The sequence below is a fragment of the Brevundimonas sp. 1080 genome (assembly GCF_040545985.1).
Classification (GTDB): domain Bacteria; phylum Pseudomonadota; class Alphaproteobacteria; order Caulobacterales; family Caulobacteraceae; genus Brevundimonas.
This window is the reverse complement of the sequence record NZ_JBEPMW010000002.1, coordinates 378204-390319: the sequence shown is the minus strand read 5'-3', so window position 1 is coordinate 390319 and position 12116 is coordinate 378204. Positions and strand designations below refer to the sequence as shown.

Sequence of the window (12116 nt, the reverse complement as noted above, 5' to 3'; positions counted from 1 at the left end):
AACGTCGAGCGATGGCCCAGGTCCGACCGCCAAGGTGACCCTCGGACTGAGCGCTTCCCGCCGCCACCCTTGCGCGTCGACGGCGGCCTCAAAGCGACCGACGACATCGCTTGGGCCGCGACCGGATCGAGAGGCGATAAGGGTATAGGGTATCATCAGACGATGAGGATGGGCGTGTATCGCGACACGCGGTGCAGGTCGTCGCCGACGACAACATCCCCGATCTGCAGCCAACAATGGGCGGCGAAAGGCCAGGTGCGGACGCCGAAAACCCAGTCCGCAGAGATAGCTTGCTCTTTCAGATAGTGCAGCAGCATGAAGCTTCGGTGCAGGCAGACGCCTTGTCGCGGCGTCAAAGGCAGTCCTGATCGGTAGGCTGAGACGCAGGCTTGCAGATCGAGCGTCGTTGGCCTCGGCGACTGCCTTTTGATCCGGCGCGCGCGAGCGATCAGTTCCGAAAACCCACGCCCATGATAGTGCCGGCTGGATATGAGCGCGCTGATGAGAAAGCCAAGGCCGACCGGGCTTGAGGGAACATCAAAGGGGGAGATGGCGGCTCGCGGCGCCATCGCCGTCGGTCGCAAACATGGGTCCGGTTCCGCCTGCGCCAATCCGGCCGTCGCCAAGAGCGTCAGGACGTCGGGCCCTGCGAGACCGATCCGCCCCCCGCCTTCGTCGGTGATGGCTGAGGCCGCCCCGACCAGACACAGATAGGCGTCGCGCTGCACATCCAGGGCGACGATATCGTCGCCGATCCAGGCGAAATGGACGTTAGACGGCAGAAAGGCGTGCATGAGAGAAACCCGTCAGGCGACCGCCTTTGGGACGGTCGCCTGGGTGTCAGCCGACCGAATGGGCCGGCTGCATGTTCAGTTCGATCTGCTCGCCCGGGAAGCCTTCCGTCAGGCGACGGGCGGCGCCGAGAACCAGGATGCTGAAGGGTTTCATAATGGGATCTCCTTGCTGGGATTGCCGGAAGCGGCGATCGGAGGAGACGGCGAACGCGATCTGGAGTGAAGCTATATCCGGAATATATTGAGACGCAGGGGCGGCCATAGGGCCGCCCCTGACGCTCAACCGACAGCGCGGGTCGGTTGCAGGTTCGGCTCGATATCCGGGCCGAAGGGGCCGCCGTGGGTCAGGGTCTTGGCGCTGCCCAGGACGACGAGTTTGAAGAAGGTGGTCATTGTGGTCTCCTTTCACGCCACGGGATGTGGCGACGTCAGTGAGACCGCCCACGACACGCAAATGAAGCTATATCCGAACTATATTCACCGGCCCGGTTTCGGGCGGCGTGATTTGAGGGAACTGACCCCGTCCGCGAGCCAGAGCTTGGCCTCAGCGTCGCGGGCGTCTGCATCTTGGATCAGACGTTCGAACATCGCTTCGACGGCGGTGATCAGGGTGCGCGGATCCTGATCCAGGATCCGGTCGCCCATGACGGCGTCATAGTTCTGCAGGCCGATCATCAAGATGGTCATCAACTTATTGTCGGCTGTGCGACGAGCGAAATGAGGCGAGCCGATCATCAGGGCGCCGAGGAGAGCGAAGGCGTCGCTGCCGGTCACCTCGCAGAAGCGATGGATATATTCGAGGTTGGGCTTGTTCCGTCCCGCTTCGAAATGCTGATAGGTCCGCAATCCCATATGCATGCGCTCCGCGGTCTCGCGAGCGCTCAACCGCTTGAGACGGCGGATGGCTTTGATCGCCTGAGACAGAAGGCGTCCGTCACGCAACGGGTCAGGCGCGGTCCTCGGCATCCCTCTGTCTCCTTAGCGGTCGTGTCGTCCAAGCGTGAGGATGGGTGATCAACGTCCAGTTGCGATTTTTAGGAACTATTCGCAACAGGCGCTGGCGCTGAAAGTCGGTCTGGCGAACAAAACCTGCGCGTCAGCGCGCACAAGACCGGGCTTAAAAGCTCCTCTGAAACGCCAAGGGCTGTCCTGATCCCTCAGCACACGGATAGTCGCCGAACGACGGTGATTCGAGGCTCCGATGGTGCGTGATCGCGATCCCTTCTCGACAGCGCTTGAAGATTTGCGGGGGCGGCTGACGTCTGGCGTTTACGCGGGCGGCGCACCCGTCGTGATCTTGGATGAAGCCCGGCGTCTGAAGTTGTCGACGACCCCAATACGGGAAGCGCTCGCCTGGTTGAGCGGCGCGGGTCTTGTCGAACATGTGCCTGCCGGCGGGTATCGCGCGTCAAGGATCGAGGCCGGTGTTGTTCGGGATCGCTACCGTTTCCGAAACGACTGCCTGCAACTGAGCCTGCAACGTTTCGTGGGCCAATGGACTCCACAGGCGGCCTTGTCTTGTCCCGAAGAGCTCTTTGATTGGATTGTCGGTCGAGGCGGCGATCTTGCTCTTGCAGAGGCCTACCACCGTGTCGCTTTCCATCTGATGCGACTGCGGATGGCCGAGCGTCAGGTTGTTGGCGAGCCGGCGCGCGCCTTTTCGGCGATGACACAAAGCCTGGCGGAAGATCGGATCGACCTGTTGGGCGATCTCATCCGGGGCTACCATCATGATCGCATCGCAGCGTCGATCGCTATCGCCTTCGAAGCGGACCAGCCGCCGCTTGATCCAAGCTAAAAGCGATGTCTCCGGATCCTGTGCACATCGATCTCATCTCGCTGCGTTGGTCGATGGCGGTCGCGCGGTCTGGCGGCTTCCGTCCCGCGGCGGCTGCGCTGGGCGTGGAGCAGTCGGCGATCAGCCGTCGTATTCGTCGACTTGAGGAGGATCTGGGCGTGTCGCTGTTTCATCGGAGCACGAGAGGGGTTTCCCCCACAAATGCGGGAAGACGCTTCCTCCGACGCGTCGAAGCTCTGCTGGACAGCCTTGGAGTGGCGGTGGCCGATGCCCAATTGGCCGGCGCCGGCAGGCTCGGCCGTCTGCGGATCGGCCTGACCTTCTCGCTTCTTGGTGAAACGCTCTACCATTTGATCGCGCGGTTTCATGCGGCGCATCCGCGCGTCCAGATCGAGATGGTGGAGGGACGGGCGGAAGATCACCTCCAGGCGGTCGCGGACCAACGTCTGGACATCGCCGTGCTTCCCGGCGGCATGACGGTCACAGGCCTGGACATCTCGATCCTATGGCGGGAACGCCTGTTCATCGCCGTTCCGCAGCACCATCGCTTGGCGTCGCTCGACATCATCGCGCCCGAGCATCTCCGCGGCGAACGGTTGCTCATAAGCGCAGGTGATATCGGACGCACGACCTTCAGCCTGTCCGACGCCTATCCGGACTTTCGGATCGTGATGCAGGAGGCCGGGGCGGCCGTCTTGCTTGACCAGGCGCGGATGGGTCTCGGCGTGACCGTGCTGGCGGCAGGCTCGCTAAAAAGCCTACGGCCCGATCCGGATCTGGTCATTCGACCCTTGGCTCTGGCTCCGGATAGCCCGTTGGCGGTCGCCGCCGCCTGGTGCGCTCGGAACGACAATCCCGCGCTGCGCCGCTTCGTCAGCGCTTCCCGGCGTCCTCCAGCCGTGACCTCGCCGGTTTGAGGGCGGCCAGGCCGCAGATGGAGAACGTCACAGAGCGGCTTTTGGGAGTTTCATGTCGTGCGCCGCGTCTGGAAACGCGCCTTTTGGGCGGCGAACGAACGATCCGTCGCCATGAAACGGCTCAGCATCGGGCCGACCAATTGCTGAGGAGCCAGGTTTGCACCGTCGGCGGACGCGAGAAGTTCAGCGTAGAGAACAAGGTCGCGGTGGATCTCAGCCGGTAGCTCTAAAGTCAGTTTCACGGGCGTATCGTCCTGGAGGCCCGCCAGCTTCAACGTGCTCATTTCAGTCTCCTGCCGCCTCTATCGAGAGCGGTTCGGTCAAGATTATCGAGAAGAGGTGGCCGGGGCGAACCGTCAGCCGGGGTGGCAGGGACAGGCTTTGGGCCAGGATGTTGCGCCCGATCTGATCCACCCCCGATCCGACGCCCTCCCTCAGCGAACGCACCAGGCGGTCGTCGTCCCCACCGTCGGTCGCAGCCGCGCTTACGGAGAGAAGGGTCGTCAGGCCTGCGGCGCGCCAGCGTTCTCTCCATCGGTCGTCGACGCCATCCTGCAGGCCGGCGTAGCCGTGAGCATCGCTGGCGGCTACGTCGCCAAGGCGCACGCGGCGCCCGTCCGGAAGGATTAGGCTGTTCCAGACGACCTTGAGGCGCGACTGCCCTTGGCCCACCTGTGCGTCATAGGCGCCGATGAGCCGAGCGCCGCGGGGAATGACGACGGTCTCACCGGTGCGACTATCCAGAACGTCTTCCAACACCTGGCCCAAGGCGGCGCCGGGAAGATCGGATCTGAGGCCGGTGATCAGGCCTGCGGAGATCACCGTCCCTGGCCAAAGCGTTGCGGCCGCGCCGGCCTGCACCGGCATCGGTGGCGATAAGGGGGGCGTATCAGCCATCGCCGGTCCAGCTGTCGCCGGGGCGGCTGCCGAGTTGCTCACGCCGACAAAAAGCGCGCTCGTGACGGCCGCCTCCTGCATTTGAAGATCACGCGCCAAAGCTTGGAGACGCGCCGTTTCGGCCGGATTCGGCGAAGACGGGGTTGCGGCGGCTAGGCTGGCCTGCGGGTCGGTTGCGATGTTGGCCTCATCTTGGCGCTGGTTCTGCAGCATCGCACGGCCGAGATCGCCGGGCAGGGGAGGGCCAAGCCGCGGACCGCTATAGGTGTCGGGAAGCATGCGTACCTGTTCGGGCGCCGTTTCGGCCGGTCGGTAGAGCTCAGGCGCGACCGAATGACCGGATTCACTCTGTCGCAGCGCCAGGATCAGCAGGCCTCCGCCGAGAACGGACAACATGCCCCCGCCGATCATCAGCGCCTTGCGCGACAGGCGCATGACCTTGGGGGGCGAGGGCCGTAGCCGCATGGCGTGAGCGACCTCGTCCGCAGTCTGCATCTTCCGGTGAGCGTCGGTCATCGTGCCGCGCCTCGCCGCTCAATACGGACGACACGCTGTTGACGGCCTTCGACGAGCCGCAACTCCGCTGTGTCAAACAACCGATCAACGACAATGCGCCGGCCCAGGACGCGATAGTTCGCCAGGACGGGATCCGACGTTTCGGCGCGCTTCAGAAAAAGCGGTGGGAGGGTCGCGCGATCGAGTTCCGGATCGAACTCGATGAAGACGCGCGTTCCGTCGTCGAACACACGCGTCGGACGCCAGGGAACGCGATCTCCGGACAACACATAGGTGAAGTTGAGCCTGTCGACGTCGATCCGCGGTTCTGTCTGACGGTTTGCCGCAGCCTGGGCGACGCGTTGCAGCCCCAAGGCCTCGTCTTGAGGATAGCGCCAGGTAACCGAGGCCATATAGACGTCCGGTCGGGCCTGCAGTTCGATCAGATAGGTCCGTTGGTCCGTATGAAGCACCAGATTGGTGGCGAGATCGGCGCGTGTCGGTTTGATAAGCACGTGGGTGCGCGCCTGGTCTCCGGATCCGCTGACCGCTTCTCCAATGATCCAGCGCGCGGTGTCGCCTGCGGCGATCGCGCCCTCGCCCGACAAGGTCTCGCCAGGCTCGAGGGCGATGTCGGTGATCCGTTCCGGCGCGGCGTAGACTTGGTAGAGTCTGTTCGGCGAATAGACGTAGACCTGGGCTGCGGCGTCATAGTCAGCGCTATCGGGCTGTATCCGAGCGGCCTGATTCGCCTCGCGGATGCGCGTTTCGGGCGGGCGATCGTCTTGAGGTCCCGAAATGATTGGTGTGATAGCGGGACCGGTGGCGACGGCGACCTCCGGCGCCGACAGTGGCGAAGCCTCCACTTGAAGCGCCGCTCCAATCTCCGGGTGGGCGACAAGCACCGCTGGTGACAGGGGAGCGTTGGGCGCTGTGGTGCAGCCGCCGACGATGAGAACGGCGACCAAGGCCGTCGAATGAACGCAAGACATCAGGAAAGCTCCTTGGACCAGTTGAGAGCCTGGACGTAGACGCCCAGCGGGTTGCGTCTCAGCGCGTCAGCCGTCCGGGGCGTCTGGACGGCCACGGTGAGAATGGCGCTCCAGCGGCTCGTGTCTGAGAGTTGGCCGTCGACGAAACGCCGCTCGACCCAAGCGACCCTGAAGGATGAGGGCGAGGCGCGGATTACGCTGGAGATTTCGACGCTGACCTGAATGCGGCCGATCTCGGCGAAGGGATCATTGCGACGCGCATGGTCCGACAGGGCCTGGGCTCCGGCGTCGGTCGCGTAGTCATAGGCCCGCAACCAGTTCTCGCGCACGATCACGGGATCTGCGGATACGCCGCGAACCTGTTCTATAAACCGACCCAGGTGCCAGGCGATCTGCGCATCGTCAGGCCGGGCGCCCGTGATCGCAGGGCCGACGGCGACAGCGTCGCCCCGTTCATTGACCTCGACGATCCAGGGTGTGATCGTGCCTCGCGCAGACTGGACGACAAGCGCGCCGGCCAAGCCGGCTGTGGTCGCCACCGACAAGAGAGCGATGAGGCGCCAGTTTCGGGCCTGGACCCTGGCCGAGCCGATGCGATCGTCCCAGGCTTGAGCGGCGCGCTGATAGGGCGTGACCGGACTGGGGGTTTCGCCATAGTGGGCCGAGGCCCGTTTGAACGGGATCATCAACGATCCTCCGAGAGGGAGACGGACGCGCCGCCGCCGCTGCGGTCGCCTGCGCGAACGGCGTGGATTGCGGTGGAGAGGCCGCGGCTGACGGCCTGACGCTGGGCCATGGCCTTGGCCCAAGCGGGCTCAGTCATGGCGGCTCGAGGGGGCGGAGATAGGACGGCCGCATCCGCCTTATCAGCCGTAGCCAGGCTTGATGCGGCTCGGCTTGGCGAACCCGACGACGATGGACTTGAGATTGAGGCAATGTCGGGCGGCGCCTGCGGACCTGACGGCCCGGGCTGAGACGCTGAAGTCGCTGACGGCGACCCCGTTCGCAGACTGGAATCGGTGTCGCCGCCATGGTTGGCCGTCTGGGTCGAATCGGATCCCGCAGCCGAACGGAAGGGGGGCGTTTTGCGGCCAGGCGAGCGTGCGGCGCTTAACGCCCCACCTGCGGAGCCGCTTGGTCTGGCCGAGGCTGGCCCGCCGGAAGGGCCTCCGTTTGCGGACCCCCCGCCAGGCCCGCCGGACATATGTCGCGAGGCGCCGCCGGCGCCAGCGCCTGCGCGCGATGCGCCCGCGCCCGCCCCAGCGCGACCGGCTAGGGTGGATCCGCCTGCCGCCGCCATACGCACGCCCGCGGCGCCGGCCATGGCGAGACCACCCACGGCGAGTCCGGCGCCAACTGCCGATCCTGCTCCAAGCTGCGGCGCGCCGGAAACGAGACCGGTGGCGATGCCGGGGCCGAAGATGCTCAGACCCATGAGGGTCAAGGCCGCCAAGGCGGTGGCGAGCACATCCTCCAAGGTGGGAGCGACGTCGACGAACGCGCGGGTGAAACTGTCGAACAGGGTTGAGCCGATGCCGACGATCACCGCCAGAACCAGAACTTTGACCCCTGAGGCGATGACGTTTCCCAGGACCCGTTCCGCCAGGAAAGCAGTCTTGCCGAAAAGGCCGAAGGGCACGAGGACGAAGCCGGCCAGGGTGGTCAACTTGAACTCGATCAAGGTGACGAAGACTTGGACCGCCAGGACGAAAAAGGCGATCACCACGACCAGGAAGGCGACCATCAAGACGATGACCTGGACGAAATTTTCGAACAGACCCGGAAAGCCGGACAGTTCCGCCGCCGCTTCCAGGAGGGGTTTGCCGGCGTCGACGCCGATCTGGGCCAGGCGACCAGGGCGCATGAAGTCCGAGTTCGACAGCCCCGACCCGGAGGCCTTCAGCCCCAAACCTGAGAAACTGGCGAAAACAATGTCCGCGAGCCGTTGGAAATTGCCGATCAGGAAGGCGAAGAAGCCGACAAACAGGGTCTTCTTGGCAAGACGCGCCAGGACATCGTCGCCCTGACCCCAGGCCCAGAACAGGGCGGCCAAGGTGACGTCGATCACCACCAGGGTCGAGGCGAGAAAGGCGACTTCACCGCTTAGCAGGCCGAAGCCGGAATCAATGTAGCGATCAAAGACCTCGAAGAAGCGATCGATCACGCCCATACCGCTCATCGCCCTGTCTCCCCGGGCCTCTTCGCTGGCGCATGAACGGCAGTCGTGCCGAAGAAACGCTCGCGTTGAGCGGCCCATGTCGCCTGGCAATACGGATCGGCTGAGCCATCCGGACCCAGCGCCCGGCAGCGCGCAAGGTCCGCGCGCGCCGCCGAGGGGGGAGGACGAGAGTCGGGCGTCTGGGTCAGTTTGGCGCCATTCATCGCCGCCAGCAGGGCGGCGCCGACGGCTGCAGCGGCAATCACGATTGTTGCCGCGCCCATGGGGTTGGCCCGGATCACTGCCGGTTCTCAGGAGCGGGTGCGGCGCTTCCCATGAAGCGATTGAAACGGGCGCGGGCGTCGGCGCGGACGGCGGCCCTGTCCGCCGCCTCCAGAGCCTGAGCGCGCCCCTGCGCCGCGATCAGGGCGGAGAGGTCGGCAAGCTGTCCGGCCTGAAGCGCCAGCAACTGGTTGCCGGCTTGGGTGACCTGCAGGGCGCCGACCGCGCCCTGGCTTGCGGCGACCAGACGATCCCGCTCGATCTGGGTCTGATCGAACCCCTCGACCACGACAGCCTGCACCTTCAAGGCGTCTTCCAGGCCGGAAACCGATGCCTGCCAACGCGTCTCGGCGCGATTGATCAGGGCCTGGTCGCTGATCGACAGATCAGCGGTACGATAGCGGGCTTCGAAGGCGTTCTCGATGTCGGCGACATCATAGGCCAGGCCCTCCGCCTCGCGCATCAACTGACGGGTTCGCTCCATCTGAGCCTGAAGGGTCGCGAGCGAGGAGACGGGGAGACTGGTGAGGTCGCGGGCTTGGTTGGCCAGGGCGAGGGCCTCGTTCTGCAGCGACTGGATCTGATTGTTGACGGACTGCAAGGCCCGCGCGGCCTGGAGCAGGTTTTGCGCATAGTTGGCGGGATCATGGACCGCGACCTGGGCGATGGCGGCCTGTGGGGCGGCCATCAGAACAGAGGCCGAGACAACGGCGGCGGCGGCGAAGGCAGGGGACAGGTGCAGGCTCATGAATAAGGCTCCATGGACGAGGTGAAGGGGGACGGGGTGAGGCCGGGCAGGAGATCCGCCGCCCAGGGCAGGCCGCGCTCGCGCAGCCAGGCGGCCGCGAAACCGGTTTGTCCGTGTTCGGCCAGAAGGCGGGCGATGGTCGCCTGGTCCTCACTTGATGAGGCGGCGCAGAAGGCGAGGGCGACGGGACCTAGGCCCAGTTCGAACAGACGGTCGCCGATGCGTGATTGGGCGTAATAGTCGCGCTTGGGCGTCGCCTGGGCCAGGATGTCGATCTGGCGATCGCTCAGACCGAACTGGCGGTAGATCGTCTGGATTTGGGGTTCGCGCGCCCGGGCGTTTGGAAGAAAGACCCGGGTCGGGCAGCTTTCGATTAGGACGGGCGCCAAGGCGCTCGAGGCGATGTCGGCCAGGGACTGAGTGGCGAAGACGACGGAAGCATTCTTCTTGCGAAGGGTCTTGAGCCATTCGCGCAACTGGGCTCCGAAGCTGGCGTCCTCTAGGGCGAGCCAGCCCTCGTCGACGATGATCAGGGTCGGTCTTCCGTCGAGCCGCGCCTCGATGCGGTGGAAGAGATGGGCGAGAACCGCCGGCGCTGCAGCCGATCCGGCCAGGCCTTCGGTCTCAAAGACCTGCACAGCGCCGACGCCGAGGTGTTCGAACTCGCCGTCGAGCAGCCGTCCGAACGGTCCGGCCAGGGTATAGGGGGCTAGAGCCTGTTTGACCTCCTGGGACTGAACGAGTGCGGTGAAGCCCGTCAGGGTGCGTTGACTGGCGGGCGCACCGGCGAGGCTTTCGAGCGCGCTCCATATCCGGTCCTTGAGATCGGGGGTGACCGCTAGCCCCTCGCGGCGGACCAGATCTGCAAGCCAGGCGACCGCCCAATTCCGCTCGCCCGGCTCGTCGATCCCTTCAAGCGGCTGCAGGCACAGTCCATCCTGGTCTTGGGTCAGGGCCGCGCCGAGATCGTGGACGTCGCCGCCCATCGCCAGGGCGGCGGCACGGATGGATCCGCCGAAATCGAAGGCGAAGACCTGGGCGGCGGAATACCGCCGGAACGACAGGGCCATGAGGGCGAGGAGCACGCTCTTGCCTGCCCCGGTCGGTCCCACCACCAGGGCATGGCCGACATCGCCGACATGGGTGGTGAAGCGGAACGGCGTCGAGCCTTCGGTGCGGGCGTAGAAGAGGGGCGGCCCGTCGAGGTGAGCGGCGCGGTCCGGTCCGGCCCAGACCGCCGACATCGGCATCATATGGGCCAGGTTCAGCGTCGAGATCGGTGCGGAGCGGACATTGGCGTAGAGATGGCCGGGCAGGCCGCCGAGCCACGCATCAACAGCGTTGAGGGTCTCCACCGTGCAGGTGAAATCCCGCGCTTGGATCAGTTTTTCTGCTTCGCGAAGCCGGGCGTCAGCAATAGTCGGATCTGCATGCCAGACCACGACGGTGGCGGTGACGATGGCGTAGCCGACCCCGTCTGCGCCGAGGTCCTGAAGGGCATCGTCCGCATCCATCGCCTTGTTGCCGGCGTCGCTGTCCATCAGGGCGGAGGCCTCGTTGGTCATCACCTCCTTGATCAGGGCCGCCATCGACTTGCGCTTGGCGAACCACTGTCGGCGGATACGGCCGAGCATCTTTGCGGCGTCGGTCTTGTCGAGGCAGAGCGCGCGCGTGGTCCAGCGGTAGGGAAAGGCCAGACGGTTGAGTTCGTCGAGGAGCCCCGGCCAGGTCGCGGTGGGGAAGCCGGTGACGGTCAGAACCCTCAGATGCGCCTCACTCAGACGAGGAGCTAGGCCGCCGGCGAAGGCGCTGTCGGCCAGCAGCCCGTCCAGATGCATTGGCGTCTCGGGCGGCTTCACCGTCTGACGCTTCGGGGATACGGCACCGTGGAGGAAGGTCAGAGTTTGCGTATCGTCCAGCCAGCCGATGTCGGGGAAGGCCGCTTCGATCTGGGCCAGCAGACGATCGGTGCGGTCGATGAACAGGGCCAGATGTTCGCTCCCGGCCGCGGCTCCTCCAGGCCGATCGGCATAGAGCCATTGTTCAAACTGACGGGCTTCCTCCGCCGGCGGCATCCAGGCGAAGGTCAGGACATAAAGGCACTCATAATGGGCGCCTTCGGCAAGGAAGTCGGCGCGACGCTCGGCGTCGACCAAGGCCGAAACGGGATCGGGAAAGACACTATCAGGATATTCGTTGGTGGGGACGCGCCGAGCTTCGACAAAAAGCGCCCAGCCCGAGCCGAGGCGGCGAAGCGCGGTGTTGAGCCGGGCGGAGGCTGCAACCAGTTCGCTTGGCATAGCCGAATCCAGGTCCGGACCCCGAAACCGTGCGGAGCGCTGGAGAGAGCCGTCCTTGTTCAGAACGACCCCCGGCGCGACGAGCGCGGCCCACGGCAGGAAGTCCGCGAGCCGCTTCGGGCGTCTGGCGTATTCGCGTAGCGCCAGCATCCTAGGCGTCCAGATAGGTGGGGAGGCGAAGGTGGCGTCGGCCCACTTCGACGAAGTCTGGATCGCGTCGGGCGGCCCAGACCGCTAGGCCATGCCCCACGAGCCAGACGGCTAGGCCGGCGAGCCAAAGCCGTAAGCCCAGACCCAAGGCGGCGGCCAAGGTGCCATTGACGATCGCGATGGCGCGCGGCGCCCCTGCGAGCAGGATCGGTTCGGTGAGGGCGCGGTGCAGCGGCGCCGTGTAGTCGTCGGGCAGGGTCTCGGCCATCAGACCAGAGCTCCGCCGCCGAACGAGAAGAAGCTCAGGAAGAAGGAGCTTGCGGCGAAGGCGATCGACAGGCCGAAGACGATCTGGATCATGCGGCGCGCGCCGCCCGAGGTGTCGCCGAAGGCCAGGGTCAGACCGGTGACGATGATGATCATCACGGCGATGATTTTGGCGACTGGGCCTTCGATCGACTCCAAGATGGACTGCAGCGGCGCTTCCCAGGGCATGGAGGACCCGCCCGCAAGCGCCGGCGAAGCGGCGGTCAGGATCAGGGCCAGGGGGATGGCAAGGGCGATGCAGCGGGACTGGCGGTCCAT

The 12116-nt window shown here is 65.5% G+C and carries 14 protein-coding genes; 2 read left to right on the top strand and 12 right to left on the bottom strand.

The window, feature by feature from the left end; genetic code table 11:
- Positions 1-155 precede the first annotated feature (155 nt).
- A complete protein-coding gene (locus tag ABIC32_RS07285; protein WP_354073515.1) occupies positions 156-728 on the bottom strand; it encodes a lasso peptide biosynthesis B2 protein in 573 nt (190 codons plus the stop codon).
- Between the two features lie 543 nt (positions 729-1271).
- Entirely contained in the window at positions 1272-1760 is a 489-nt protein-coding gene (locus tag ABIC32_RS07280) for a helix-turn-helix domain-containing protein (protein ID WP_354073513.1), read from the bottom strand.
- A 235-nt stretch (positions 1761-1995) separates the two neighbouring features.
- Here ABIC32_RS07280 and ABIC32_RS07275 point away from each other — a divergent pair, with 235 nt between their 5' ends.
- Together ABIC32_RS07275 and ABIC32_RS07270 are read left to right on the top strand one after the other, a co-directional pair.
- Positions 1996-2592 (top strand): GntR family transcriptional regulator, encoded by a 597-nt coding sequence (locus ABIC32_RS07275; RefSeq protein ID WP_354073511.1) that lies wholly within the window; start codon positions 1996-1998, stop codon positions 2590-2592.
- 20 nt (positions 2593-2612) lie between these two features.
- Positions 2613-3509 carry a LysR family transcriptional regulator gene (locus ABIC32_RS07270; RefSeq protein WP_354073509.1) on the top strand — a complete coding sequence of 299 codons (897 nt, stop codon included), beginning with the start codon at positions 2613-2615 and terminating at the stop codon, positions 3507-3509.
- 50 nt (positions 3510-3559) lie between these two features.
- On the opposite strand, the gene ABIC32_RS07265 is transcribed toward ABIC32_RS07270, so the two are convergent.
- Genes ABIC32_RS07265 through ABIC32_RS07220 form a run of 10 tightly spaced genes read right to left on the bottom strand, consistent with a single transcriptional unit; the run spans position 3560 to position 12116 of the window.
- Complete coding sequence (locus ABIC32_RS07265; protein ID WP_354073507.1) at positions 3560-3793, bottom strand: DUF2274 domain-containing protein; 234 nt, start codon at positions 3791-3793, stop codon at positions 3560-3562.
- A 1-nt stretch (position 3794) separates the two neighbouring features.
- Complete coding sequence (locus tag ABIC32_RS07260; RefSeq protein WP_354073505.1) at positions 3795-4922, bottom strand: TraB/TrbI/VirB10 family type IV secretion system protein; 1128 nt, start codon at positions 4920-4922, stop codon at positions 3795-3797.
- Positions 4919-5869, bottom strand: coding sequence for a P-type conjugative transfer protein TrbG (trbG, locus tag ABIC32_RS07255; RefSeq protein WP_354073503.1), 951 nt, complete (start codon positions 5867-5869; stop codon positions 4919-4921). Before trbG ends, ABIC32_RS07260 begins: the two co-directional genes overlap by 4 nt.
- A gap of 23 nt (positions 5870-5892) precedes the next feature.
- Positions 5893-6579 (bottom strand): conjugal transfer protein TrbF, encoded by a 687-nt coding sequence (gene trbF / locus ABIC32_RS07250; RefSeq protein WP_354073501.1) that lies wholly within the window; start codon positions 6577-6579, stop codon positions 5893-5895.
- Positions 6579-8072 carry a P-type conjugative transfer protein TrbL gene (gene trbL, locus ABIC32_RS07245; protein ID WP_354073500.1) on the bottom strand — a complete coding sequence of 498 codons (1494 nt, stop codon included), beginning with the start codon at positions 8070-8072 and terminating at the stop codon, positions 6579-6581. Before trbL ends, trbF begins: the two co-directional genes overlap by 1 nt.
- Complete coding sequence (trbK-alt, locus tag ABIC32_RS07240) at positions 8069-8335, bottom strand: putative entry exclusion protein TrbK-alt (protein WP_354074116.1); 267 nt, start codon at positions 8333-8335, stop codon at positions 8069-8071. The genes trbL and trbK-alt overlap by 4 nt, the downstream gene beginning before the upstream one ends.
- Before the next feature lie 14 nt (positions 8336-8349).
- Positions 8350-9081: a P-type conjugative transfer protein TrbJ gene (gene trbJ, locus ABIC32_RS07235; protein WP_354073498.1), complete on the bottom strand. Its 732-nt coding sequence runs from the start codon at positions 9079-9081 to the stop codon at positions 8350-8352.
- A complete protein-coding gene (trbE, locus tag ABIC32_RS07230; RefSeq protein WP_354073496.1) occupies positions 9078-11531 on the bottom strand; it encodes a conjugal transfer protein TrbE in 2454 nt (817 codons plus the stop codon). Before trbE ends, trbJ begins: the two co-directional genes overlap by 4 nt.
- Before the next feature lies 1 nt (position 11532).
- A complete protein-coding gene (locus ABIC32_RS07225) occupies positions 11533-11799 on the bottom strand; it encodes a VirB3 family type IV secretion system protein (protein WP_354073494.1) in 267 nt (88 codons plus the stop codon).
- Positions 11799-12116, bottom strand: coding sequence for a TrbC/VirB2 family type IV secretion system protein (locus ABIC32_RS07220; RefSeq protein ID WP_354073492.1), 318 nt, complete (start codon positions 12114-12116; stop codon positions 11799-11801). Before ABIC32_RS07220 ends, ABIC32_RS07225 begins: the two co-directional genes overlap by 1 nt.